Source organism: uncultured Reyranella sp., assembly GCF_945957355.1.
Classification (GTDB): domain Bacteria; phylum Pseudomonadota; class Alphaproteobacteria; order Reyranellales; family Reyranellaceae; genus Reyranella.
In genome coordinates this window covers 1-23,234 of sequence record NZ_CAMFKM010000005.1, presented here as the reverse complement: position 1 = coordinate 23,234, position 23,234 = coordinate 1, and the positions used below count along the sequence as shown (strand labels likewise).

Sequence of the window (23,234 nt, the reverse complement as noted above, 5' to 3'; positions counted from 1 at the left end):
TGATTTGGCCGCGCCTTATCCCCATTCGGGCAGGAGTTCGGCCATCCGTCGGGAAGCGTCTGCCAAGCCCCTGGGGCCGGCCGGGTTGCGATGTCGGGAGAGAAAGCCGCGGCCTTCCTGGAAACGCCGACCGGCAACCACCGTCATGGCACCGGCGCGGCCCGCGATCTCGACCATCTCGGGCATCTTGCCGTTGCAGTGGAGGGCGATGTCGCAGCCGGCGGCCAGCGCACGCGCCGCCCGCTCGCCCAGCGACCCGCCGAGCGCCTGCATCGAGAGATCGTCCGAGAGCAGCAGCCCATCGAAGCCGATATGGGTCCGGATCACGTCCTGCACGCTCCCTGCCGAAACAGTGATGCAGTCTTTCGCGTCGATCGCCTCGAACAGCAGGTGGCCGGTCATCGCCCAGGGCAGATCCGAGAGCAGCTTGAACGGCACGAAGTCGGTCCGTTCCAGCTCGGCGCGCGAGGCCGTGACCCTCGGCAATGCCTCGTGGCTGTCCACCGTGGCGCGGCCATGCCCGGGAATGTGCTTGATCACCGGCATCACACCCTCGGCCAGCAACCCTTCGGCCGCCGCGCGGCCCAGCGCGGCCACGGGCTCAGGCCGGTCGGCATAGGCGCGATCGCCGATCACGGCATGGGTCTCGGGGAAGGCGATGTCGAGCACGGGCAGGCAGTCGACGTCGCAGCCGATCGAGGCCACGTCGGCCGCGAGCAGCCGGGAATTGAGCCGGGTCGCCTCGAGCCCCGCGTCGGGGTCGCGGGCGTAGAGCTCGCCCAGCAGCCGGGCCGGCGGCGCCTTGCGCCAGGTCGGCGGACGCAGCCGGGCGACCCGGCCCCCTTCCTGGTCGATCAGCACGGGGGCGTCGGCGCGCGCCACGCAGGACCGCAGATCGTCGACCAGCCGGCGCGTGCCCTCGATCGTGCTGACGTTGCGGGCGAACAGGATGAAACCCAGCGGATCGACGTCGCGGAAGAAGGCGCGCTCCTCCGCCGACAGCTCGGTCCCGGCGCAGCCCAGGATCAGGGCGCGCGGCCGGCTCATGCGTGTGACCTCACCGCGCGGGCGGGACCGAGACGCAGTCGGCCTTGCGGGCCTTCAGCGAAGCACAGACGGAATGGGCCTGCTTCTCGTCGAGCGGACCCGCCTGCACGCGATACCACACGCCGCGTTCGCCGAGATCGACGCGGACCGCCTGCATGCGCAGGTTTGCCAGTTGCTCGCCGTGCGCGCTCTGCAACCGCGCCCAGGTCGACTTGGCGACGTCCTCGTTCTTCACCGAGGCGACCTGGATACGCCAGCCGCCGGTCGGGCCGGACATGTTCTCGATCAGGCTGGCGATACTGGGCCCGCTTTCGGTCGTGGCCGGCGTATTGGTCGCCGGCTGCACGTTGGGCGGATTGGCCGGCACCTTCGGCTCGTTCGCGGCTGGTGCCGGTGTGGGACCGCCGGTGGTCGAGGCCTGCTGCAGCGGCGTCGGCGTCTTGGCCACTTCCGCCTCCTTCGGCGGCGAAGCCGGCAGCGGCAGGCCGTTGGGCGGCAGCTTCGGCGTCACCGCGACCGGCAGCAGCTTCTCGGGTTGGGCGGGCACGGCGCCCGGAGCGATGCGGTTGAAGACTTCCTTGTCCTGGTTGGGCACCACCAGGCCACCGGCATTCTCGGGCTTGATGCGGGCGGGGGTGGTCGGCGCCTGCACGACCAGCGGCTCCAGTCCCCTGCCGCCCGCCTTGACGTCCTGGTTGTGCGCCCACCAGACCACCGAGCCGAAGCTCGCGATGGCGGCGACCGAGACCATCACCGTGAGAATCTGGCCGCGGCGTCTGTTGACCCGCATAAGCAACGAGTCCCGCGGCGGCGGCGGAATTGAATCGGGTTCATGCGCGACGGGCCGAGGCGGAGGATCGAGCCGCACAGCTACCGACTCGTTGGGCCGGTAGATCGTTGGTCCGTCGCCGGAGGGGGGCCGGCGAACATGCATTTTTTATCTCATTTCCTCGACGGGTGTTACGCCGAAGACCTTTAAGCCTGATCCTATCACAAATCCGATTCCCTGTACCAACGCCAGTCGCGCCCGCGTGAGATCGGCGTCGCCTTCGATCACGAAACGCAGGCCCGGCTCCTCCCGTCCCCGGTTCCAGTGGGAGTGGAAGGCGGCCGCCAGGTCGTAGAGATAGAAGGCGATGCGATGAGGCTCGTGCGCCACCGCCGCCGCTTCGACCTGGCGAGGCCACTGGGCGATCATGCGGATCAGCGCGAGCTCGCCCGCGTCGGAGAGGCGGTCGAGCGGCGCGCTGGCGAGACCCTCGATCGCAATGCCCGCAGCCGTCGCCTGGCGCATCACGGAGCGCGTCCGCGCATGGCCATACTGGACATACCAGACCGGGTTGTCGCGTGACTGTTCGGTGGCCTTCACAAGGTCGAAATCGAACGGCGCGTCGTTCTTGCGCGTGAGCATGGTGAAGCGCACGACGTCGGGTCCGACCTCGTCGAGGAGATCGCGCAGGGTCACGAAGGTGCCCGCGCGCTTGGACATGCGCACCAGCTCGCCATTGCGCATCACACGCACGAGCTGACAGAGCTTCACGTCGAGTTCGCCCTGCTTGCCGGTGATGGCGCTGACCGCCGCCTTCATGCGCTTGACGTAGCCGCCATGGTCGGCGCCCCACACGTCGATCATGTCCGCGAAGCCCCGCCGGTGCTTGTCGTGATGATAGGCGATGTCGTTGGCGAAGTAGGTCCAGCTGCCGTCCGACTTCTTGAGCGGCCGGTCGACCTCGTCGCCAAACTGGGTGGCGCGGAAGAGCGTCTGCTCGCGGTCTTCCCAGTCGTCCGGAAGCTGACCCTTCGGCGGCTCGAGCCGGCCCTGGTAGATGAGGCCCTGCTTCGTCAGCTCCTCGAAGGCGCGGTCGACGGCGCCACTCTCAACGAGTGCCCGCTCCGACGAGAAGACGTCGATATGGACGCCCAGAGTCTCGAGGTCGGCCTTGATCTCGGCCATCAGCGTGGCGATGGCGAAGGCCCGCATCTCCGGCAGCCAGTCGGCCTCCGGCTTGCCGATCCAGCGCGCGCCGTCGCGCCTGGCGATCGCGGCGCCCACTTCCTTGAGGTACTCGCCGGGATAGAGTCCCTCGGGGATCGAGTCGATCGTCTCACCCAGTGCCTCGCGGTAGCGGAGGTAGGTCGACTGGCCGAGCTTGTCGACCTGGGCGCCGGCGTCGTTGATGTAATATTCCTTGGTTACGTCGTAACCCGCCTTGTGCAGCAGGTTGGCGAGCGCGTCACCCACGACGGCGCCACGCGCATGCGCGACGTGCAGCGGTCCCGTCGGGTTGGCCGACACGTATTCGACGTTCACCTTTTCGGCCTTGCCCATCGTCGAATCGCCGTAGGCAACCCCGGCCTTCAGGCAGTCGGCGAGACGCGCGCGCCAGAAGCCGTCGGCGATCTTGAGGTTGAGGAAGCCCGGCCCCGCCACCGTCCCATCGACCACGTCGGGATTGGCCTTGAGGCGGACGAGCAGCGGCTCGGCGATGTCGCGCGGCTTCTTGCCCGCGGCCTTCGACAGGACCATCGCAGCGTTGGTCGCGATATCGCCATGTGCCGGGTCGCGCGGCGGCTCGGCGGTGATGGCGGAAAAATCCAGCTTTTCGGGCAGTTCGCCCGCGGCCTGCATGGACTGGAGGGCCGCGACGATCTCGCCGATGAAATGACGGTAGGGATTCATGGGGCGGGTATTGCCGAATCCGCGCCTTTTGTCATCCGGACGCACGCCCGGGAAGATCACGAATAAAGGTCGAACAGCCGCCGGTGCTCGTCGAGGGCGTAGCGGTCGGTCATGCCGGCGATATAGTCGGCGACCACGCGGGCGCGGGCATGGGTCGCCGCCTGCTCGGCCTTCTCGCGCCACGGGGAGGGCAGGCAGTTGGGCTCGGCGAACAGCAGTTCGAACAGGTCGACCACGACGCGGCGCGCCTTGGAGTGCGAGCGGTTGAGCTTCCAGTGCTCGTACATGCGCGTGTAGAGGAAGCGCTTCACGGTCCTCTCGGTCTCGGCCATCCTTTCCGAGAAGGCCACGACGGGCCGTCCCAGGGCACGGATGTCGGCCACCGATTTCGGCGCGGCTTCCGTCAACCGGCGCCGCGACTCGGCCACCACGTCCTCGACCATGGCGTTGATCACGCGGCGCACCGCCTCGTGGATCAGGCGAGTCTGGTCGATGCCGGGATACTTGTCGCTCACCAGCGAGAACATCTCGCCGACCAGCGGCAGGTCGAGCAGGTCCCCGACCTCGAACAGGCCGGCCCGCAGCCCGTCGTCGATGTCGTGGTTGTTGTAGGCGATGTCGTCGCTGAGGGCGGCGACCTGGGCCTCCGGCCCGGCATGGCCATCGAGTTCGAGGTCGTGGTCCTGGCAGTATTCGACGATGGCCGCCGGAAGATCCGCCAGCGCCCGTCCCGGCTTCAGCAGCGGCCCGTTATGCTTCACCGCGCCCTCGAGGGCCTCCCAGGTGAGGTTCAGCCCGTTGAACTCGGCATAGCGGTCCTCGAGCTTGGTGAGGATGCGCAGGGTCTGGGCGTTGTGGTCGAAGCCGGCATAGGGCGCCATGACTCCGTGCAGCGCCTCCTCGCCGGCATGGCCGAAGGGCGTATGGCCGAGATCGTGCGCGAGCGCCACGGCCTCGCCGAGATCCTCGTCGAGGCGCAGCACGCGGCAGATCGTGCGCGTGATCTGGGCGACTTCCAGGGAATGGGTGAGGCGCGTGCGGTAGTGATCGCCTTCATGGAACACGAAGACCTGCGTCTTGTGCTTCAGCCGCCGGAAGGCCGTCGAATGGATGATACGGTCGCGGTCGCGCTGGAACGGGCTGCGGCTCGGCGACTCCGCCTCGCGATGATAGCGCCCCTTGCTCTGCCACGGCAGCGTCGCATAGGGCGCCAGCGCCTCGTGTCGCCACATCTCCTCGGCCAAACGCGGTCCTCCTGCAGGGCCCGCGTTCTACGCCGTCCGGAGCGGAATGGCTACTTGACGAGGGTTACCGGCACCTTGGAGTGCGCGATCACATCCTGCGCGACCGAGCCCAGCAGGACGCCGGAGAGACCGGTATGGCCGCGCGTGCCCATCACGACCAGGCCCGCGCCCAGCTTCCGGACGAAGTCGGCGACGATCTCGCCCTGACGGCCGACGCCGACATGCTTCGTCGCCGCCACGGAGGCCTTCTGGGCCAGCGCCAGCGCCGAGGCCAGGGCCTTCTCGCCCTCTTCGCGGTGATAGGAATCGATCTGTTCACGCGAGACGAAGGTCGAGACAGCACCGCCGACGCTCGGCTGCACGTTCAGGAGATGCAACTCGGCCGCACAGCCGGTCGCGACCATGTCGAGCGCATGCTGGACCGCACGATCGGAGGTCTCCGAACCGTCGACCGCGACGAGGATGGCATTGATCTTGTGCATTTCCCCTACTCCTTGCCCTTGTCGGCCGCGAGGTCCACCGGATCCTGTTCCCGGTGCTTCTGCTTTGCTCGCTGCTGAAGGAAGTAGCCGACCGCGACGACCAGCACCGCACAGCCGACTTCGAGGATCGTCTTGGCATGCGGGGTAATTGCGGTGAGCTTGGCGGCATAGCCCGGGTCGGTGGCCAGCACCTCGCCCGCGATCCAGCCTAGCAGCGCACCGCCGGCAATGACGATGACCGGGAAGCGGTTGAGCAGCGCCATGATCAGCGTGGCGCCGAATACGATCAGCGGGATGGAGATGATGAGGCCCAGCACCATCAGCGTCGTGTCGCCCTTGGCGGCGGCGGCGATGGCGATGGCATTGTCGAGGCTCATCACGGCGTCGGCGATGATGATGGTGCGGATGGCCGCCATCAGCGAGCTGGCCGCCTTGACGCCGTCCTCGCCCTCTTCCTCTCCCTGCACCAGCTTGACGCCGATCCACAGCAGCAGCAGGCCGCCGCAGAGCTTCAGGAAGGGGATCGACAGCAGATAGTCGACGATAAGGACGAACAGGATTCGCAGCAGGATGGCGCCGCCGCTGCCGATGATGATGGCGGGCCGCTGGTGCTTCTTTTCCAGGTTCCGGCAGGCCAGCGCGATGACGAGGGCATTGTCGCCCGACAGGATGATGTTCACCAGAATGATCTGGGTCAGACCGCTCCAGAAAGCGGGCGTCAGCTCAAATCCCATTGTGCAACGGTCCCCGTACCATTTTCCCCGCGTGCCCTGTTTCCGGGCAGCGCGCGCTTCTATGCTTCGGCCGAAGGTGTTAGTGCAGCCCTCCCGTAGGGGCAAGCCAAACCGGACAGGATCCAGGGACGAAATCGCATGGCGGGAAGCGCGGGCTACAACAGGATGTTCCCCGTCTCGTGGACGGAATTGCATCGCGACGCCCGGGCGCTCGCCTGGCGGCTGGCCGACCTCGGGCCGTTCAAGGGCCTGGTCGCGATCACCCGCGGCGGGCTGGTCCCGGCGGCCATCGTGGCACGCGAACTGAATCTTCGGCTGATCGATACGGTCTGCTGCTCGACCTACGACCGCATGGAGCGCGGCGCCAAGGTCGAACTACTGAAGGGCACGTCCGCCGAGCAGGACAAGGGCAAGGGCTGGCTGATCATCGACGACCTGGTTGACACAGGCGTCACCGCCCGCGCCGTCCGCGCCATGCTGCCGGAGGCCCATTTCGCCACGGTGTATGCAAAGCCCGCCGGCCGGCCGGTGGTCGACAGTTACGTCACCGAAGTGAGCCAGGATACCTGGATCCTGTTCCCGTGGGACCAGGAGGCCGTCATGGCCAAGACCATCATCGAACTGAAGGGCGACGCCAAGTGAGGCACGCCGCGGCCCCCATCTCCATTGTCATCCCGAGCGCAGCGAGGGACCTTCCCTGCGCCAACCTAAAGGTCCCTCGCTACGCTCGGGATGACAGTGGGCGGGACATTACAATGTGCGCCGAATCTGGAGCCAGCCAATGAAGTGCTACGTCATCCCCGCGCCCAAAGGCATCGAGTCGCTCACCCTGGTCGAGCGGCCGGAACCGACACCCGGGCCTCGGCAGGTTCTCGTGCGGGTCAAGGCGACGTCGCTCAACTACCGTGACCTGCTCACCATCGAGGCGCAGTACGCACGGTCGGCGCCCAAGCCGGACCTGATCCCGCTGTCGGACGGTGCGGGCGAGGTGGTCGCGGTCGGTCCCGGGGTCAGCCGCGTGAAGGTCGGCGACCGGGTCGCGGGCTGCTTCATGCAGCGCTGGTTCGGCGGCGCCATCAGCGAGAGCGCGATGCCCTCCGCCATGGGCGGCGCGATCGACGGCATGCTGACCGAGTTCGCCGTGCTGGAAGAGGAAGGTGTGGTGAAGCTGCCGGCGCATCTCAGCTACGAGGAGGGCGCGACCCTCCCCTGTGCCGCCGTCACGGCCTGGAACGCCCTGGTCGAGGTCGGCCACCTCAAGGCCGGCGACACCGTGCAGATCCAGGGCACCGGCGGAGTCTCCATCTTCGCGCTGCAGTTCGCGAAGATGTTCGGCGCGCGCGTCATCGGCACCTCGAGCTCTGCCGCCAAGGCCCAGCGCCTGAAGCAGATGGGGGCCGAGGCGGTGATCGACTACAAGGCGACACCGGACTGGGATCAGGAAGCGCTGAAGCTCACCAATGGCCGCGGCGCGGACATCACGGTCGAAGTCGGCGGCGCCGGCACCCTGCCGCGCTCCTTCATGGCGACGCGGCTCGGCGGCTCGATCGCGGTGATCGGCCTCCTGTCGGGCATGGCGACGCTCGATCCGATGCCGATCCTGCGCCGCAACCTCAAGGTCCAGGGCCTCTATGTCGGCAGTACGCAGATGTTCGAGGCGATGAACCGCGCCATCGAGGCCAACGGCCTCAGGCCCGTCATCGACAAGGTGTTCCCGTTCGCCGAAGCCCCGGCCGCCTACCGGCACCTCAAGAGCCAGAAGCATTTCGGCAAGATCGTCATTTCACACGCCTAGGAAGCAAATCTCATCATGATCAAGCGCCGTCTGTTCAGCGCCGGCCTGCTGGCCGCACCCTTCGTGAAACCCGCCTTCGCCCAGAACGCACAATCGGCCTGGCAACCGTCCGGCCCCATCAAGATGGTCGTGGCCTATCCGGCCGGCGGCCCCACCGACGTGATCGCGCGCATCGTGGCGGCCGACATTTCCGGCCCGCTCGGCCAGCAGGTCGTGGTCGAGAATATTTCGGGCGGCGCCGGCGCCATCGGCACGCGCGCCGTCGCCAAGGCCAAGCCCGACGGACAGACGATCACCTTCGGCAACAACCAGACGCACGGCAACAACATGTTCATGCTGAAGGAGCCGGGCTACGACGCGGTGAAGGACTTCGCCCCGCTGGCCGGCGCCGGCGCCTTCGAGCATGTCTTCGTCGTGCGCAAGGACCTGCCGGTGAAGAACATCCAGGAGTTGATCGCGCTCGCCAAGTCCAAGCCCGGTGAGCTGAACTACGGCTCCACCGGCATCGGCTCGGGCTCGCATCTGTCGACCGAACTGTTCATGGCGCGCACCGGCACCAAAATGACCCAGGTGCCCTATCGCGGCGCGCCGCCGCTGGTCCAGGACCTGGTCGGCGGCCGCATCGACATCTCCAATTCGACGCTGCCCAGCGTGCTGGCGCAGATCAAGGCCGGCACGATCCGCGCCATCGCGATCGGCAGCGCCAAGCGCAATCCGCATCTCCCCGACGTGCCGACGCTCGAGGAGCAGGGCGTGACTGGCGCCAACGCCTCGTCCTGGGCCGCCTTCTTCGCGCCGGCGGGTACGCCGCAGCCTGCGCTCGACCGTCTCTCGGCTGAGATCATGAAGAGCCTGAAGAAGCCCGAGGTCGTCGAGAAGATCGACAAGCTCGGCTTCACCGTCGAGCCGCGCGATCCGGCGGAGTTCAAGCCGTACCAGGAGCGGGAGATCGCGACCTGGGTGAAGATCGCCAAGGACGCCGGGATCGAGCCGGGAGAATAGGCAGCACCATGAAGAACCTCTGGTCCGACGACGACGCCCAGCAAGCCATCGCGAGCCACGCCGCCAAGGGCATCGGCGAGGACCTGGCCCTGCGGGTCTACACGACGCGCCTGCTGGGCGGCGAGCCGAAGCTGGTGCTGCACGGCGGCGGCAACACCTCGGTGAAGACGCGCATGGCCGACGTCACCGGCCAGCCGCTCGACGTGCTCTGCGTGAAGGGCAGCGGCTGGGACATGGGCACGATCGAGGCGCCCGGCCTGCCCGCCGTCCGCCTCGCGCCGCTGCGCGAACTGCAGGGGCTGCAGGCGCTCAGCGACGAGGACATGGTGAACGTGCAGCGCGCCAACCTGCTCGACAGCAAGGCGCCCAATCCGTCGGTCGAGACGCTGCTGCACGCCTTCCTGCCGCACAAGTTCATCGACCACACCCACTCCAACGCCGTGCTGGCGCTGACCGATCAGCCCGATGGCGCCGCGCTGGCGGCCGATCTCTACGGCAAGCGCGCGGCGCTGGTGCCCTACGTCATGCCGGGCTTCGCGCTCGCCAGGAAGACCGCAGAGATCGCCAGGGCCAACCCCGACGTCGAGGGTTTGATCCTGCTGAAGCACGGCATCTTCACGATGGGCGCCACCGCCGAGGAAGCCTATGTCCGCATGATCGATCTCGTGACCCTGGCGGAGCAGCGTCTCGCCAAGGCCACGCGCAAGATCTTCCCCGGCGCCACGTTGCCCACGAAGCCGGCGACGGCGGCGGAGGTCGCGCCAATCCTGCGCGGCCTGTTCTCGCTGCCGGCCAAGGAAGGCGGCCGCGAAGCCGCGCAACGCTTCGTGTTCGAGTTCCGCAGCTCGCCGGAGATCCTGGCCTACGTGAACGGCAAGGAAATCGCGCGTTACAGCCAGCAGGGTCCGGTGACGCCCGACCATGCGATCCGCACCAAGAACGTGGCCTTCATCGCGCCGGCGCCGGAGGCCGGAAAGTTGGACGCCTTCAAGAGCGAGGCCAAGGCCGCGCTCGAAAAGTTCGCGGCCGACTATCACGCCTACTTCATGCGTTACAACGGCAAGCAGGTCACGGCGAAGAAGGAACTGGATCCGATCCCGCGCGTCGCGCTGGTGCCGGGTGTCGGCCTGTTCGGCATCGGCAACAGCTCGAAGGACGCGAAGATCGCAGCCGATCTCGCCGAGACGACGGTGGCGGTGATCGCCGACGCCGAGCGGCTGGGCACTTACGAGTGCATTCCCGAGCCCGACATCTTCGACATCGAATACTGGTCGCTGGAACAGGCGAAGCTGAGTGCCGCGGCCGAGAAGCCGCTGGCGCGGCGCATCGTCGTCGTGACCGGCGGTGCCTCGGGCATCGGCGCGGCAACCGCGGCCGCCTTCGCACGCGAGGGCGCCGAGGTCGCGGTGCTCGACCGCGACGTCTCCAAGGTGAAGGGTTTCGGCGTCGCCTGCGACGTGACCGATCCGAAGTCAGTGCGCGCCGCCTTCGACAAGGTCGCGGCTACCTTTGGCGGCGTCGACATCGTGGTCTCCAACGCGGGCGCCGCCTGGCAGGGCCGCATTGGAGACGTCGACGATGCCGTGCTGCGCCAGAGCTTCGAGCTGAATTTCTGGGCCCACCAGAGCGTGGCGCAAAACGCTGTCCGCATCATGCGCACCCAGAACCTCGGCGGCTGCCTGCTGTTCAACACCTCCAAGCAAGCGGTAAATCCGGGACCCGACTTCGGGCCCTATGGACTCCCGAAGGCGGCGACCCTGTTCCTGATGCGCCAGTACGCGCTCGACCATGGCGCCGACGGCATCCGGGCCAACGCGGTGAACGCCGACCGCATCCGCACGGGTCTCCTGACGGACGAGATGATCGCACAACGGTCCAAGGCGCGCGGCCTCAGCGAGGCCGACTATATGGGCGGCAACCTGCTCGGCCTCGAAGTCACGGCCGACGACGTTGCGCAGGCTTTCGTTTCGCTGGCCAAAGCGGCGAAGACGACGGGCGCTGTCACGACCGTGGACGGTGGTAACATCGCGGCCGCCCTGCGCTAGGGCTCCTCACCCAAGGGAGGTCCCGTTGCCGATCGAGATGCGTCCGCTCCAGCCGCTGCAGCCCCTCTTCGCCGCCGAGATGACCGGCATCGATGCGACGCGGCCGCTGACGCCGGCCGATGTCGCGAAGATCGAGGCCGGCATGGACAAGTACGCCGTGCTGGCGCTGCCCGGGCAGGATCTGACCGACGAGCAGCAACTCGAGTTCACGAAGAACTTCGGTCCGCTGCAGGTGGGCGCCAACACGGCCATCCCTACGACCGACATGCGCCTGCACACCGCCTTCGCGGATGTCTCGAACCTCGACAAGCAGAACAGGAAGCTGGAGCGGGACGATCGCCGCCGCATGGCCGCACTCGGGAATCGGCTCTGGCACTCCGACGCCACCTTCCGCATCGTGCCAGCGCGGTACTCGCTGCTGAGCGGCCGCATCGTGACGCGCGACGGCGGCAACACCGAATTCGCCGACATGCGCGCCGCCTACGACGCGCTCGACGAGGCGACCAAGGCCGAGATCGAGGATCTGGTCTGCGAGCACTCGCTGATCTACTCGCGTGGCCAGCTGGGCTTCACCAACTTCACCGACGAGGAACGCCACAGCATGAAGCCGGTGCTGCACCGGCTGGTGCGCACGCACCCGGTGACGGGCCGGAAGTCTTTGCTCCTGTCGGCCCACATCGGCGCCATCGTCGGTTGGCCGCGCCCCGAGGCCATGGCCTTCATCCGCGACCTGATGGAGCACGCAACCCAGCCGCAGTTCGTCTACGTCCACCGCTGGACGAAGCATGACTTCGTGATCTGGGACAACCGCACGACTATGCACCGCGTCCGTCGGTTCGACGATCTCAACATCGTGCGCGACATGCGCCGCACCACGACCATGAGCGAAGGCCCGACGGTGCCGGGGCAGCAGGCGGCTTAACAATAGCCAACGTCACAATAGCCGTCGTCTCGACCGGAGCGCCCCCTCGGAATACCTCGGGGCAGGCTCCGTCGCGCAGCGGAGAGACCTTCGCGCCACCAAAAGCCGCCAAATCGCAGAGAGAAGATCTCTCCACTACGCCGCGCTTTGCGCGGCTCCGGTCGAGATGACGGTCAACGCCCCTCGAACTCCGCATCCTTCTTCGGGATCAGATCGTACGGCAACGCAAAGCCCGCCATCGCCTTGATGCGGTCGCGCCACGCCGCGAGATTTGGCCGCGAATCGATCGACAGGCCGCCTTCGTGGGCGAAGACCATGCGACCCCAGCAGCCGATGTCGGCGATCGAGCAGGCATCGCCCACCAACCACTCGCGCCCGGCCAGCGACTGGTCGGCGAAGTCGAGCGCCGCCTCGGCCTGCGGGCGGAAGAAATTCACGATGTCCTGCGACACGTCGGGACGGAAGCGCGCGAAGTGGCGAACCCGGGCCACGTTGGTGATGGCGTCATTCTCCCACGAAAGCCACTCGCGCGCCTGCCAGCGATGCTGCTCGGTCTTCGGCTCGAAGTGCCCGGTCGTGCGCGCCAGATAGTCGAGGATCACGTTCGACATCACCAGGGTGAGCCCGCGATGGCGCAGCACCGGCACCTGGCCGTAGCGGTTGATCGCGAGATGCGCGGCTTCCTTCTGCACGCCGTTCTTCAGGTTGACCGTGCGAAACGAGAACGGCAGGCCCGAGAGCGCCAGGAAGAGCATCGGCTTGTAGCTGGAACTCGACGTGAAACTGCCGTGCAGAACGAGGCGCTCGTCGGTCATGGGAACTCCTCTGGAATTGGCCGGAGGCAATTCGTACTCTCGCCCGTCCTCGGAGGAAACGAACATGACAGCGCTCAAGCGCCGGAAGGTCGGGAAGACGAAGCTCGAAGTCACCGAGATCGGGCTGGGCGGAGCGCCGATGGGCGGTTTCCGCGCCACGATTTCCGATGCGGAGGCGGTGCAGCTCACCAACGACGGGTACGATTCCGGCATCCGCTACTTCGACACCTCGCCGTTCTACGGCTACGGCCGCAGCGAGCTGCGCATGGGTGCTGCGCTGCGGGAAAAGCCGCGCGACAGCTACGTGCTCTCGACCAAGATCGGCCGCATCCTGCACGTGCGGAAGCCCGGCGAGGCGCTGCCCAGGGACTTCCGCGAGAACGGCCTGCCGGGCTTCGTGCCCCAGTTCGACTACACCTATGACGGCGTGATGCGCTCGCTGGAGCACTCGCACCTGCGGCTGGGGATCGACAGGATCGATATCGCGCTGGTGCATGACGTGGATTTCTGGACCATCAAGGACCGCGCCCTCCTCGACGAGCGCTTCAAGACCGTCATGGACTCCGGCTTCCGGGCACTCGACGAGTTGCGCAAGGCGGGTGTCATCTCCGCGATCGGCGTCGGCATCAACGAGAGCGACACCAGCACGCGCTTCATCAAGGCCGGCGACTTCGACTGCATGCTGCTGGCCGGGCGCTACACGCTGCTCGAACAGGGCGCGTTGGAGGAATTCCTGCCGGAGTGCCTCAAGCGGAACGTCTCGGTGATCCTGGGCGGGCCGTACAATTCCGGCATCCTGACCGGCAACGTGAAGACGGGCGCGACTCACGACTATGTCGCCGCGCCCCAGCACCTCGTCGACAAGGCGCAGAAGATCGAGGCGGTGTGCCGACGGCATGGCGTGCCGCTCGGCGCCGCGGCGATGCAGTTCCCGCTGTTCCATCCCGCTTTCTGTTCCGTCATCCCCGGCGCGCTCAGCGTCGCGGAGGTGAAGCAGAACGTGGCCCATATGGGCGTGAAGATTCCGGTCGAGCTGTGGAGCGAGCTCAAGAGCGAGAAGCTGCTGGATCCGGCGGCGCCGACGCCCAACTGAGGAAACGAAAATGAAGATCGTCGACGCGCAGATCCATATCTGGTCGCAGACCGTCACGCCGCCCTCGGGCCTGCACCGCAAGGTCGAGAAGTTCACGGCCGAGCAGGCACTGAAGGAGATGGACGAGGCCGGCGTCGATGCCGCGCTGATCCACCCGCCCTACTCCTGGGACCCGACTTCCAACCAGCTCGCCCTCGATGCCGCGAAGAAATATCCCGACCGCTTCGCGGTGATGGGCCAGTTCCCGCTGGAAGCACCCGAGAGCCGCGAGCGCATCAAGGGCTGGCGCAAGCAGCCCGGCATGATGGGCCTGCGCTGGGCGTTGCTGCAGCCGGCCGAGCAGAAATGGCTGAACGACGGTCTGCTCGACTGGGTGTGGCCGGCCGCGGAGCAGGAGGGAATCCCGGTCGCCACGATGGGCGGCATCTTCCCCGACAAGTTCCGCGAGATCGCCGAGAAACATCCCAATCTCAGGATGATCGTCGATCATTGCGGCCTGAACCGTCACGGCCAGGACGAGGAAGCCTTCATCCATCTCGACAAGCTGGTGGCAATGGCGAAGCTACCCAACGTCGCGGTCAAGGCGACCGGGGCGCCGCATTATTCGACCAAGGGCTATCCGTTTCGGAACATCCAGGACGGGCTGCACCGCATCTTCGACGCCTTCGGCCCCAAGCGCTTCTTCTGGGGCACCGACATCACCCGCATGCAGTGCACCTACCGCCAGTGCGTGACCTTCTTCACCGAGGAGCTGCCGTGGCTGAAGGGACGCGACCTCGAGGACGTCATGGGCCGCGGCCTGTGCGAATGGATCGACTGGAAGCTGAAGTTCGACTGAGGGTCCCAGCAACATAGTCCCGTCGTCTCTCCGCTACGCGCCTGCGGCGCTCCGGTCGAGACGACGGGACTGTTACTTCAGCGGCAGGATCTGCCCGCGAATTTCACCGTCGGGGTACTTCTCCGTCAGGACGTTGACGTACCAGAGACCGGCGAGCACCTCCCTCGCCTGCTGCTCGGTGAGCGTCACGCCGTCGTTCACAGTGGAGCGGTCGGCATAAAAGGGCACGTCGATGGGAACGACCTGCACGGCATTCTGGCCGGGCGCGGCGGGGCCGTAGAGGCCGGCCTGGCGCACCGGGCCGCTCAGGCGCACCAGATTGATCTTGTATTCCAGCACCCGGGTCGAGGGCCGATAAGTGGCCGCGAAATAGCCCTCGCCCCTGCTGTCGGTGGCCGGCACCACGCGCGTACCGCTCAGGTCCGCGCGCAGGTCGGTCTGCGGCAGGTTGGGCTCGCCCATGTTGAACGAGCAGGCCGAGGCCGCGAGCAGCAGGCCGAGGGACAGGCCAGAGGACAGGATCGTGCGGCGGAACGGGAGGCTCATGCTTCTAGTCTACGTCGCCAACCGCTCCGGCGTCCCCGCTCCCCGGTCACGCCTTGTGGTGCACCGGCGCCCGGCCGTACACCGGCGTCGGCAGGCCCTCCTGGCGCGCCTTGAGCTGCAGCGCCAGGAAGATCGAGTAGAGCCGGGACTGCATCAGGTTGCCGCCGTGGAACCACAGGTTCTCCTGCGCCGTCGGCTTCCACATGTTGCGCAGCTCGCCTTCCCAGGGGCCGGGATCCTTGGCGGTGGCGGAGCCCAGGCCCCAGCACTTGCCGACCTTGTCGGCGACCTCGGGCGAGATCAGCTCGGCCGCCCACTGGTTCATCGAGCCGTAGCCCGTCGCATAGACGACGAGGTCGGCCTTCAGCTCGGTACCGTCGTTCAGCACGACGGAGTCCTCGGTCAGGCGCTCGATCTCGACGCCGGACTTGAGCTTGATGCGCCCGTCGGCGATCAGCTCGGACGCGCCGACGTCGATGTAGTAGCCGGAGCCGCGGCGCAGATACATCAGGCCGATGCCGGTATTGTCCTCGCCGAAGGTGAGCTTGAAGCCCGCTTTCTCCAGTCGCGCATAGAAGTCCGCATCCTCGTGCCGGATCCGCTCCATCACCGGCTGCGCCACCGTCGGAAGGGCGGCGTACGGCATCGAGGCCGTGGTGAGGTCGGCGATCTCGGTGGTGATGCCGGAGGCCACCGCCTCCTCCGAATAGAGCGGCCGGTTGCGCGCCAGCGTATCGGCGCGCACGACCAGGGTCGGCGAGCGTTGCAGCAGGGTGACGTCGGCACCGTGCTCCCACAGGTCGGCCGCGATGTCGTGCGCCGAATTGTTGGAGCCCACGACGACGCACTTCTTGCCGGTCCAGCCCTCGCCGCCTGGATGCTGGCTGGAATGATGCTGTCTGCCCGTGAATAGCTCGGCCCCCGGGAACTTCGGAATCTCGGGGAAGCCCGACATGCCCGTCGCGATCACGAGCTGCTTCGGCTTGAGCGTCACCTCCTTGCCGTCACGTTCGACGACGACGGTCCATTCACCCCTCGCCTCGTCGAACGACGAGCTCTTGCATGTGGTCGACGACCAGTAATCGAGCTCCATGATCTTCGTGTAGGACTCGAGCCAGTCGCCCATCTTGTCCTTGGGCGTGTAGATCGGCCAGTGGTCGGGGAACGGCAGGTAGGGCAGGTGGTCGTACCAGACCGGGTCGTGCAGGCAGAGCGACTTGTAGCGGTTGCGCCAGGCATCGCCCGGACGGGCGTTGCGGTCGACGATCAGGGCCGGAACGCCGAGCCGCTTCAGTCGCGCACCGAGCGCGATGCCGCCCTGCCCGCCGCCGATCACCAGCACGTAAGGCTGGCGCTCGTAGCCCAGTTCCCTGGCGTCGGCCTTGCGGCGATCGGTCCAGGTCACGCGGTCCTTGAAGGCGCCGTGCTGCGTGCCGTGCTCGCGCGTCGGTCCCTTCTTCTCCTCGAAGCCCTTCAGCTCCATCAGCGCCGTGAAGAAGGTCCAGGCCTTGCCGTCCTTCAGGCGGACATGCCCCGTGCCGCGGCCCTGCGCGGTCTCGAAAGTGAACCAGCCCTCGCGGTCACCCGCCAGGAAGGACTCCGGCCGCACTTCGGCCAGTCGCGCGGCCAGCATCTCGGCGATTGCCGGTCGCCCTTCCAGCGTGACGATATTCCAGGTGAAGGACAGGAGGTCGCGCCAGTAGCCATCTTTGGCAAACAGGGCGGCCGTGGCGACGGCATCGCCGCGTTTCAGGGATTCGGCGAAGCTTGCGAGCCAGTCGGCGGCAGCGGATGAGGGGGTGTTGGCTTTCATGACGCGCATTGTAGCCAAAGAAAACCGCCGTGAGGCGCAGACGTTTCCGCACATCGAGGCGATGCGGTACTGATCCAGAGGGATCGCGTCGGCCATTCCCACGGGCATTGGGAATCGCTAAACATCCGCCATGCATCCCCGGGCGATCCCGACGCGCCAAGCGACACGAATTACGGTCCCGGCCTGATCCTCAGGCCGGGCCGTCGCTTCGTGTTGGATCAATCGTTGCCGTGCAACGCGCTTCAGGGATCAAGCCTGTCATGTCATCCCCCAGACCCACTCTGCACATGCTTTGCGGCAAGATCGCCGCGGGCAAATCCACCCTGGCCGGTCGCCTGGCGCGCGCACCGGCAACCGTCCTTCTCAGCGAGGACCAATGGCTGGCGCGCCTCTACCCGGATGAAATTGCGTCGCTGGCGGACTACGCCCGCTGTTCGGCGCGCCTGCGCGACGCCATGGGCGCTCATGTCGAAACGCTGCTCCGGGCCGGCCTGTCGATCGTGCTCGACTTCCCCGCGAACACCGTGGCCAACCGGCAATGGATGCGGTCGCTCTTCGAGAATGCCGGAGCCGATCATCGACTCCATTTCCTCGACCTGTCCGACCAGGTCTGTCGGGCGCGCCTCTCTCACCGCAATGCCAGCGGCACGCACGAATACGAGGTGAGCGACGCCGAATTCGACGCCTTCACACGGCATTTCGTCCCTCCGTCCAAGGAGGAGGGCTTCGAGACAATCGTCCATCGGGAGCTCTAGCCGCGGTGAAAACCGGGAAGCCGGACCGGCCGGCTTCCTCAGCGGCCGAAAGGCAGGACGGGATCAGCAATCGCAGAGCGGCTCGATGTGCGATGTAAATGCGGTGAGGTCGCGTCAGTCGCATTCGCCTTCAGGCCGCGCCATTGCAGCGTCGGCGTCGCCACACTGCATCGCGGACGCCTCCCCGCAATCACCAGCCTGATTCATCGTCATCCCATTGCGACGGCTGTGCGGCCGGCGCACTCTGGAAAACGGATGCCCCCAGAAAGATGGGGCACCAGGAGGTCGCGCGATGAAATACGACGTGATTTCAGCGGATGGGCATATCGACCTGATCTGGCTGCCGCCGGATCTCTTCACCAGCAACGCGCCTGAGTCGATGAAAGCGCGCATGCCGCATGTCGTCGACGGACCCAAGGGACCGGAATGGACGAGCGCCAACGGTGCGAAGTTCGGCCTCGTGAACGGCATGGGATCCGCCGGCCGTGAATACGTGCCGGGCATCATCCATCGCTCCGACCGCATGGCCTCGACCGGCCTCTACGACGACGGCAAGAAGGGCATCCGCCGCCTGACCGAGGTCGATCATCGCCTCAAGGACCAGGACCGCGACGGCGTGCAGGCCGAAGTGCTCTACGGCGTGCTGGGATCGAGCGGCCGGCTGAACGACCCGGAAGCCGCGATCGTGATGCTGCGCATCTACAACGACTGGCTCCACGATTTCTGCAAAGCTGCGCCCGACCGGCTGATCGGGCTGGCCAATATCCCGAACTACGACATGGAAGAGTCGGTCGCCGAGGCGATGCGCTGCGCCAGGCGCGGCGTGAAAGGGCTCGACATCGCCAACCGCCCCGACATGACGCCGCTCTGGGACCCGTTCTGGGAGCCGCTGTGGAAGTTCGGCCACGAGACCGGTATCCCGCTGCACTTCCACACGATTGGCGGCCGCTCGCCCGACGTCACGAAGTTCACACCCGAGATCCAGCGCCGCATCTTCGCCGTGCACATCACCGGCTTCCAGATGCACATGAGCACCATGCTGATGGGCCTGATCTATTCCGGCGCCCCGGCGCGCTATCCCAACCTGAAGATCGTGATCGGCGAGGCCGGGCTCGGCTGGATTCCCTACGTGCTGCAGCACATGGATCTCGAGTGGGAGGACCAGTTCCAGGACCTCGACCTCAAGATGAAGCCCTCCGAGTACTGGCACCGGCAGTTCTATGCGACCTATCAGACCGATCCGGTCGGCATCGAGCTGCTGCGCCATCTCGGCGAGGACAATGTCATGTGGGGCTCGGACTATCCGCACCCCGACGGCATCTGGCCGGACAGCCAGGAATTCATCGCCCGGGAACTGACCGGCGTCTCGCCCGAGGCGAAGCGCAAGATCGTGCGCGACAATGCGATGAAGCTCTACGGGCTTGCCAACTGAGATGCCTCGGGAGGGCGGAGCGGCGCGCACCGCCCTCCTGATCGTCTTCGCGATGCTGGCTTTCGCCGGCAACTCGCTGCTCTGCCGCATCGCGTTGCGCGACACCTCGATCGACGCGGCGAGCTTCACCTCCGTCCGCCTCGCGTCGGGCGCGCTGGTTCTCTGGATCCTGCTGCGCGTGCGGGGCAGGCAGCCGCTGGCGGCGGGAAGCTGGCCGATGGCCGCCATGCTCTTTGCCTACGCGGTCTGCTTCTCCTTTGCCTATCGCGATCTCACCGCCGCGACCGGCGCGCTGCTGCTGTTCGGCGCGGTGCAGCTCACGATGACCGGCTACGGCCTGTTCAAGGGCGAGCGGCTGGCCGGGTTGCGGCTCGTCGGCGTGCTGGTGGCGGTCGCAGGGCTGGTCTGGCTGCTCTTGCCCGGCCTCTCGGCGCCGCCGGTCATCGCAGCGGGGCTCATGTTGGCGGCCGGTCTTGCCTGGGGCGTCTATTCCCTGTTGGGCCGTGGCGCCGGCGATCCCACGGCGGCCACCGGCGGCAACTTCATCCGCGCCGTGCCCTTCGCCGCCGTCCTCAGTCTGGCCGCGGCGACCCATACCAGCCCAGACCAGACGGGCCTTCTCTACGCCGTCGCATCGGGCGCCGTGACCTCGGGCCTGGGCTATGTGCTGTGGTACGCCGCCCTCCCGGCGCTGTCCGCCACCTCCGCGGCGACAATCCAGCTTTGCGTCCCCGCCATTGCCGCGCTGGGGGGCGCAGTGCTACTCGCCGAGCCCATCACCGCCCGGCTGCTGATCGCGTCGGCGGCGATCCTGGGCGGCATTGCGCTCACCATCCGCAGGAAAAGCTGAAAGTACGGGAAAGCATGTTCGAGGTTGCCGATCGTCTGAAGAACGTGAAGGTGTCGGCCTCGGCCGCGATGACGCGAAAGGTGCGCGATCTGCGCGCCCAGGGCGTCAAGATCGTGGGCCTGTCTTCGGGCGAACCCGATTTCCCGACCCCGGCGCATGCCATCGAGGCTGCGCATGCGGCCGCGCTGGCCGGCGAGACCAAGTATCCGCCGCAGGACGGCATCAGGCCTCTCAAGGAGGCGATCCAGCGAAAATTCAAGCGCGACAACGATCTCGACTATGCGCTGGACGAGATCATGGTCTCCAACGGCAGCAAGCAGATCATGTACGACGCGCTGATGGCGAGCGTGAACCCCGGTGACGAGGTCATCATCCCCGCGCCCGGCTGGATCTCCTATGCCGACCAGGCGGTGATCGCCGGCGCGAAGCCCGTGCCGGTCTCCTGCCCGGAGAACAACCAGTTCAAGCTGCGCGCCGCCGACCTCGACGCCGTCATCACGGCGAAGACGCGATGGGTCGTGCTGAACTTCCCCAACAATCCGACGGGCGCGGTCTGCTCGCCGGCCGAGATGCGCCAGATCTGCGACGTGCTCCTGAAGCACCGACACGTGCTGGTGATGGCCGACGACGTCTACGAGCACCTGGTCTATGGCGACGCGACGTTCAGCACGGTGGCCCAGGTCGAGCCGGCGCTGAAGGACCGCACGCTCACCGTCAACGGCGCGTCCAAGGCCTATGCCATGACCGGCTGGCGGGTGGGCTTCGCCGGAGGTCCGCGGGCGATGATCGCGGCCATGACCAACATGCAGGGCCAGATCGGCTCGGGCATCTCCACCATCAGCCAGGCCGCCGCCGTTGCCGCCCTCAATGGACCCCAGGAGCTGCTGAAGGAGCGGGCCGCCGACTACCATAAGCGCCGCGACGAGGTCGTCGGCATGCTACGCGCCGCAAAGGGCGTGACCTGCCACATGCCGGAGGGCGCCTTCTACGTGTTCCCCAACATCGCGGGGTGCATCGGCAAGACGACGAAGGGCGGCAAGCGGATCGCCAACGACACCGACTTCGTCACCGCGCTGCTCGAGGAGAAGCATGTCGCGACCGTGCAAGGCGCGGCCTACGGCATGAGCCCCTACTTCCGCATCTCCTATGCCACCGACATGGCGAGCCTTCGCGAAGGCTGCACGCGCATCCAGGAATTCTGCGCCGAACTCAGCTAGGGGCAAAATCTTCGCGACTAGAGTGCGTTGATTTCCCTGACCTTGGCGGTGAGGCCGAGCTTGCGGTTGCAGAGCGGCCAGTGCCAGGTCTCGCCCTGCTCGAACATCACCCAGGACGTCAACGCCGCAGCCTTTTCATAGTCCTGCGCCGCCTCGATGGCTTCTTTCGGCGTGAGGACCGTACCGTCACGACGCTGCTGCAGGGTGATGTAGGTGCGCGCCGTGTACTGGAAGCGGCCGTGATAGGAACCGCGTCCGCCGGTGATGCGGGTCGAGTGCGGTCCCCAGCTTCCGCTTTCGCAGACCGCAAGCGACTGCACGACCTCGTCCCTGCGCGCCTGGACGTACTGCTCGTGCTCCGTCGGACCTTGCGGCACGGCGGCGGTTTCGGTCGGCTTCCTGGCGCATCCCGGCCCGACGCAGAGGGCGGCGAGCAGGAGCGGTTGGAGGGCGGTTCGAATAATGTTCACGGCGCGCCATTGATCACACGATTTTATCCCCAGGGTAAACCCCGGCCGGCCGCCGCCGCAGGGGGCGATGTTGCGGTGCCGCGAGCGCAATCGTGTCATGACGGACCTCGATAAAATGCCGGCTACGCTGGCTTTAAATCCCTCCTCGCACCCAAGGACGCCGGGCGCGCCGATCTCCGCGGCATGGCAGAGCCGCATCGCTTTCGTGTACCAATTGTAACGGTGCAGGCAGCTTTCAGGCTGCAACGCCCGGATGAGTCTCGATCCAGTGCCGCGCGATCTCCTCGCGCGTCGCCACCCAGACCCTGGGCTTCGATGCCACATAGTCGAGGAAGCGCGCCAGGGTCGCGGCGCGGCTGGGCCGGCCCGCGAGACGGCAGTGCAGGCCGATCGACATCATCTTCGGCGCGCGCGCGCCCTCGGCGTAGAGCACGTCGAAACTGTCCTTCATCGCCTGCAGCCAGCCATCGCCCGAGCTGAAGCCCGGCGGCACGCCGAACTTCATGTCGTTCACTTCCAGTGTGTAGGGAATGATCAGGTGGGGCTCGTCGCCGACCTTCACCCAGTACGGCAGGTCGTCGGAATAGGAGTCGCTCGAATAGAGGAAGCCGCCATGCTTGACGACCGCTTCGAGCGTGTGGAGGCCGAAGCGGCCGGTGTACCAGCCGACCGGGGCCTTGCCCGCGCTCTGCTCGATCGCCTTCACCGCCTTCCTCATATGATCGAGCTCCTGCTCGAGCGTGAAGTCCTTGTAGTTGATCCAGCGCCAGCCGTGGCTCGCGACTTCGTGGCCGGCCTCGGCCATCGCCTTGCCGGCGGCGGGGTTGAGTTCCAGTGCGCGGCCGACCGCCCATGAGGTGAAGCGCATATTGCGCTCCTGGAAGAGCCGCAGGATGCGCCAGAATCCGGCGCGGCTGCCATACTCGTACATCGACTCGGTCGAGAGATCGCGGCCGCCGACGATGGGCGTTCCACCCGGCGTCTCGGTGAGGAAGACCTCGGAAGCGGGATCGCCGTTCAGGATCGTATTCTCCCCGCCCTCCTCGTAGTTCAGCACGAAGCTCACCGCGATGCGGGCGTCGCCCGGCCACTGCGCGTGCGGCGGGTTGGGTCCGTAGCCGATCAGGTTGCGGTCGAGATGGTTGTGCATGGGGTCCCCGGGAAAACGCTGACGCCCAGGTGTCGGGCGATTGAAGGGCGACTATGGCGCGGCTATAGCTCGCGCGACAAGCTTGTGGAGGCGAGATGGGCGCGGCCGAAGCGATCCGGGAAGAGCGTCTGTGGCGGCGGCACGCCGACATGGCGAAGCTGGGCGGAACGCCCAAGGGCGGCGTGAACCGGCAGGCGCTCTCGGCCGAGGATGCGGCGGCGCGCAACCTGCTCGGCGCCTGGGCCCGGGCGCGCGGCTTTTCGATCTCGACCGACGCCATAGGCAACCTCTTCGTGCGCCGCGA

General features: G+C 66.9%; 22 protein-coding genes and 1 pseudogene. 12 read left to right on the top strand and 11 right to left on the bottom strand.

The features are described from left to right. Positions 1–15 precede the first annotated feature (15 nt). The 6 genes from nagZ to Q0Q48_RS09775 form a co-directional block, all read right to left on the bottom strand. Entirely contained in the window at positions 16–1,047 is a 1,032-nt protein-coding gene (nagZ, locus tag Q0Q48_RS09800) for a beta-N-acetylhexosaminidase (RefSeq protein ID WP_295136959.1), read from the bottom strand. A gap of 10 nt (positions 1,048–1,057) precedes the next feature. Further along, on the bottom strand, positions 1,058–1,837 hold the full coding sequence (locus tag Q0Q48_RS09795) for an SPOR domain-containing protein (protein ID WP_295136958.1): 780 nt from the start codon (positions 1,835–1,837) through the stop codon (positions 1,058–1,060). Positions 1,838–1,984: 147 nt separating this feature from the next. Beyond that, positions 1,985–3,727, bottom strand: a complete 1,743-nt coding sequence (gene argS, locus Q0Q48_RS09790; RefSeq protein ID WP_295136957.1) for an arginine--tRNA ligase — start codon at positions 3,725–3,727, stop codon at positions 1,985–1,987. A 56-nt stretch (positions 3,728–3,783) separates the two neighbouring features. Beyond that, entirely contained in the window at positions 3,784–4,959 is a 1,176-nt protein-coding gene (locus tag Q0Q48_RS09785; protein WP_295137603.1) for a deoxyguanosinetriphosphate triphosphohydrolase, read from the bottom strand. Positions 4,960–5,021: 62 nt separating this feature from the next. Next, positions 5,022–5,453, bottom strand: a complete 432-nt coding sequence (locus tag Q0Q48_RS09780) for a universal stress protein (RefSeq protein WP_295136956.1) — start codon at positions 5,451–5,453, stop codon at positions 5,022–5,024. 5 nt (positions 5,454–5,458) lie between these two features. Continuing rightward, positions 5,459–6,187 (bottom strand): TerC family protein, encoded by a 729-nt coding sequence (locus tag Q0Q48_RS09775; protein WP_295136955.1) that lies wholly within the window; start codon positions 6,185–6,187, stop codon positions 5,459–5,461. A 138-nt stretch (positions 6,188–6,325) separates the two neighbouring features. On the opposite strand from Q0Q48_RS09775, the gene gpt reads away from it, so the two are divergent. The 5 genes from gpt (at position 6,326) to Q0Q48_RS09750 (ending at position 11,951) form a co-directional block, all read left to right on the top strand. Next, on the top strand, positions 6,326–6,829 hold the full coding sequence (gene gpt / locus Q0Q48_RS09770; RefSeq protein WP_295136954.1) for a xanthine phosphoribosyltransferase: 504 nt from the start codon (positions 6,326–6,328) through the stop codon (positions 6,827–6,829). 139 nt (positions 6,830–6,968) lie between these two features. Next, entirely contained in the window at positions 6,969–7,982 is a 1,014-nt protein-coding gene (locus tag Q0Q48_RS09765) for an NAD(P)-dependent alcohol dehydrogenase (RefSeq protein WP_295136953.1), read from the top strand. Between the two features lie 15 nt (positions 7,983–7,997). After that, a complete protein-coding gene (locus tag Q0Q48_RS09760; RefSeq protein ID WP_295136952.1) occupies positions 7,998–8,984 on the top strand; it encodes a tripartite tricarboxylate transporter substrate binding protein in 987 nt (328 codons plus the stop codon). Positions 8,985–8,992: 8 nt separating this feature from the next. Then, positions 8,993–11,029: a bifunctional aldolase/short-chain dehydrogenase gene (locus tag Q0Q48_RS09755; protein WP_295136951.1), complete on the top strand. Its 2,037-nt coding sequence runs from the start codon at positions 8,993–8,995 to the stop codon at positions 11,027–11,029. Positions 11,030–11,066: 37 nt separating this feature from the next. Next, positions 11,067–11,951: a TauD/TfdA family dioxygenase gene (locus Q0Q48_RS09750; protein ID WP_366915282.1), complete on the top strand. Its 885-nt coding sequence runs from the start codon at positions 11,067–11,069 to the stop codon at positions 11,949–11,951. A gap of 173 nt (positions 11,952–12,124) precedes the next feature. Here the strand turns inward: Q0Q48_RS09750 and Q0Q48_RS09745 are convergent, their stop codons facing one another. Then, complete coding sequence (locus tag Q0Q48_RS09745; protein WP_295136949.1) at positions 12,125–12,766, bottom strand: glutathione S-transferase family protein; 642 nt, start codon at positions 12,764–12,766, stop codon at positions 12,125–12,127. A gap of 64 nt (positions 12,767–12,830) precedes the next feature. Here Q0Q48_RS09745 and Q0Q48_RS09740 point away from each other — a divergent pair, with 64 nt between their 5' ends. Continuing rightward, positions 12,831–13,859, top strand: a complete 1,029-nt coding sequence (locus Q0Q48_RS09740) for an aldo/keto reductase (RefSeq protein WP_295136948.1) — start codon at positions 12,831–12,833, stop codon at positions 13,857–13,859. A gap of 10 nt (positions 13,860–13,869) precedes the next feature. Then, positions 13,870–14,697 (top strand): amidohydrolase family protein, encoded by an 828-nt coding sequence (locus Q0Q48_RS09735; RefSeq protein WP_295136947.1) that lies wholly within the window; start codon positions 13,870–13,872, stop codon positions 14,695–14,697. A gap of 72 nt (positions 14,698–14,769) precedes the next feature. On the opposite strand, the gene Q0Q48_RS09730 is transcribed toward Q0Q48_RS09735, so the two are convergent. Together Q0Q48_RS09730 and Q0Q48_RS09725 are read right to left on the bottom strand one after the other, a co-directional pair. Next, positions 14,770–15,243: a CHRD domain-containing protein gene (locus Q0Q48_RS09730; protein WP_295136946.1), complete on the bottom strand. Its 474-nt coding sequence runs from the start codon at positions 15,241–15,243 to the stop codon at positions 14,770–14,772. Positions 15,244–15,289: 46 nt separating this feature from the next. Beyond that, positions 15,290–17,056, bottom strand: coding sequence for an NAD(P)/FAD-dependent oxidoreductase (locus Q0Q48_RS09725; RefSeq protein ID WP_295136945.1), 1,767 nt, complete (start codon positions 17,054–17,056; stop codon positions 15,290–15,292). 260 nt (positions 17,057–17,316) lie between these two features. On the opposite strand from Q0Q48_RS09725, the gene Q0Q48_RS09720 reads away from it, so the two are divergent. The 4 genes from Q0Q48_RS09720 to Q0Q48_RS09705 all read left to right on the top strand — a co-directional run bounded on the left by Q0Q48_RS09720 (position 17,317) and on the right by Q0Q48_RS09705 (position 21,310). Then, complete coding sequence (locus tag Q0Q48_RS09720) at positions 17,317–17,811, top strand: ATP-binding protein (protein WP_295136944.1); 495 nt, start codon at positions 17,317–17,319, stop codon at positions 17,809–17,811. A 292-nt stretch (positions 17,812–18,103) separates the two neighbouring features. After that, on the top strand, positions 18,104–19,243 hold the full coding sequence (locus Q0Q48_RS09715) for an amidohydrolase family protein (protein ID WP_295136943.1): 1,140 nt from the start codon (positions 18,104–18,106) through the stop codon (positions 19,241–19,243). A gap of 1 nt (position 19,244) precedes the next feature. Continuing rightward, the gene (locus tag Q0Q48_RS09710) at positions 19,245–20,093 is read left to right on the top strand and encodes a DMT family transporter (protein ID WP_295136942.1); all 849 of its coding nucleotides are present in this window, start codon (positions 19,245–19,247) and stop codon (positions 20,091–20,093) included. A 14-nt stretch (positions 20,094–20,107) separates the two neighbouring features. Next, positions 20,108–21,310, top strand: coding sequence for a pyridoxal phosphate-dependent aminotransferase (locus Q0Q48_RS09705; protein ID WP_295136941.1), 1,203 nt, complete (start codon positions 20,108–20,110; stop codon positions 21,308–21,310). Positions 21,311–21,327: 17 nt separating this feature from the next. On the opposite strand, the gene Q0Q48_RS09700 is transcribed toward Q0Q48_RS09705, so the two are convergent. Both Q0Q48_RS09700 and puuE read right to left on the bottom strand, forming a co-directional pair. Next, positions 21,328–21,780 carry a hypothetical protein gene (locus tag Q0Q48_RS09700; protein ID WP_295136940.1) on the bottom strand — a complete coding sequence of 151 codons (453 nt, stop codon included), beginning with the start codon at positions 21,778–21,780 and terminating at the stop codon, positions 21,328–21,330. A 235-nt stretch (positions 21,781–22,015) separates the two neighbouring features. Continuing rightward, positions 22,016–22,930, bottom strand: a complete 915-nt coding sequence (gene puuE, locus Q0Q48_RS09695) for an allantoinase PuuE (protein ID WP_295136939.1) — start codon at positions 22,928–22,930, stop codon at positions 22,016–22,018. Positions 22,931–23,025: 95 nt separating this feature from the next. Between puuE and Q0Q48_RS09690 the strand changes: the two are divergent. Further along, positions 23,026–23,234 (top strand): annotated as a pseudogene (locus Q0Q48_RS09690) (Zn-dependent hydrolase); the annotation flags it as partial.

Excerpts from the sequence above, each read along its gene's own strand:
- nagZ (WP_295136959.1), bottom strand. The coding sequence starts at position 1,047 with ATGAGCCGGCCGCGCGCCCTGATCCTGGGCTGCGCCGGGACCGAGCTG.
- Q0Q48_RS09795 (WP_295136958.1), bottom strand. The coding sequence starts at position 1,837 with ATGCGGGTCAACAGACGCCGCGGCCAGATTCTCACGGTGATGGTCTCG.
- argS (WP_295136957.1), bottom strand. The coding sequence starts at position 3,727 with ATGAATCCCTACCGTCATTTCATCGGCGAGATCGTCGCGGCCCTCCAG.
- Q0Q48_RS09785 (WP_295137603.1), bottom strand. The coding sequence starts at position 4,959 with ATGTGGCGACACGAGGCGCTGGCGCCCTATGCGACGCTGCCGTGGCAG.
- Q0Q48_RS09780 (WP_295136956.1), bottom strand. The coding sequence starts at position 5,453 with ATGCACAAGATCAATGCCATCCTCGTCGCGGTCGACGGTTCGGAGACC.
- Q0Q48_RS09775 (WP_295136955.1), bottom strand. The coding sequence starts at position 6,187 with ATGGGATTTGAGCTGACGCCCGCTTTCTGGAGCGGTCTGACCCAGATC.
- gpt (WP_295136954.1), top strand. The coding sequence starts at position 6,326 with ATGGCGGGAAGCGCGGGCTACAACAGGATGTTCCCCGTCTCGTGGACG.
- Q0Q48_RS09765 (WP_295136953.1), top strand. The coding sequence starts at position 6,969 with ATGAAGTGCTACGTCATCCCCGCGCCCAAAGGCATCGAGTCGCTCACC.
- Q0Q48_RS09760 (WP_295136952.1), top strand. The coding sequence starts at position 7,998 with ATGATCAAGCGCCGTCTGTTCAGCGCCGGCCTGCTGGCCGCACCCTTC.
- Q0Q48_RS09755 (WP_295136951.1), top strand. The coding sequence starts at position 8,993 with ATGAAGAACCTCTGGTCCGACGACGACGCCCAGCAAGCCATCGCGAGC.
- Q0Q48_RS09750 (WP_366915282.1), top strand. The coding sequence starts at position 11,067 with ATGCGTCCGCTCCAGCCGCTGCAGCCCCTCTTCGCCGCCGAGATGACC.
- Q0Q48_RS09745 (WP_295136949.1), bottom strand. The coding sequence starts at position 12,766 with ATGACCGACGAGCGCCTCGTTCTGCACGGCAGTTTCACGTCGAGTTCC.
- Q0Q48_RS09740 (WP_295136948.1), top strand. The coding sequence starts at position 12,831 with ATGACAGCGCTCAAGCGCCGGAAGGTCGGGAAGACGAAGCTCGAAGTC.
- Q0Q48_RS09735 (WP_295136947.1), top strand. The coding sequence starts at position 13,870 with ATGAAGATCGTCGACGCGCAGATCCATATCTGGTCGCAGACCGTCACG.
- Q0Q48_RS09730 (WP_295136946.1), bottom strand. The coding sequence starts at position 15,243 with ATGAGCCTCCCGTTCCGCCGCACGATCCTGTCCTCTGGCCTGTCCCTC.
- Q0Q48_RS09725 (WP_295136945.1), bottom strand. The coding sequence starts at position 17,056 with ATGAAAGCCAACACCCCCTCATCCGCTGCCGCCGACTGGCTCGCAAGC.
- Q0Q48_RS09720 (WP_295136944.1), top strand. The coding sequence starts at position 17,317 with ATGTCATCCCCCAGACCCACTCTGCACATGCTTTGCGGCAAGATCGCC.
- Q0Q48_RS09715 (WP_295136943.1), top strand. The coding sequence starts at position 18,104 with ATGAAATACGACGTGATTTCAGCGGATGGGCATATCGACCTGATCTGG.
- Q0Q48_RS09710 (WP_295136942.1), top strand. The coding sequence starts at position 19,245 with ATGCCTCGGGAGGGCGGAGCGGCGCGCACCGCCCTCCTGATCGTCTTC.
- Q0Q48_RS09705 (WP_295136941.1), top strand. The coding sequence starts at position 20,108 with ATGTTCGAGGTTGCCGATCGTCTGAAGAACGTGAAGGTGTCGGCCTCG.
- puuE (WP_295136939.1), bottom strand. The coding sequence starts at position 22,930 with ATGCACAACCATCTCGACCGCAACCTGATCGGCTACGGACCCAACCCG.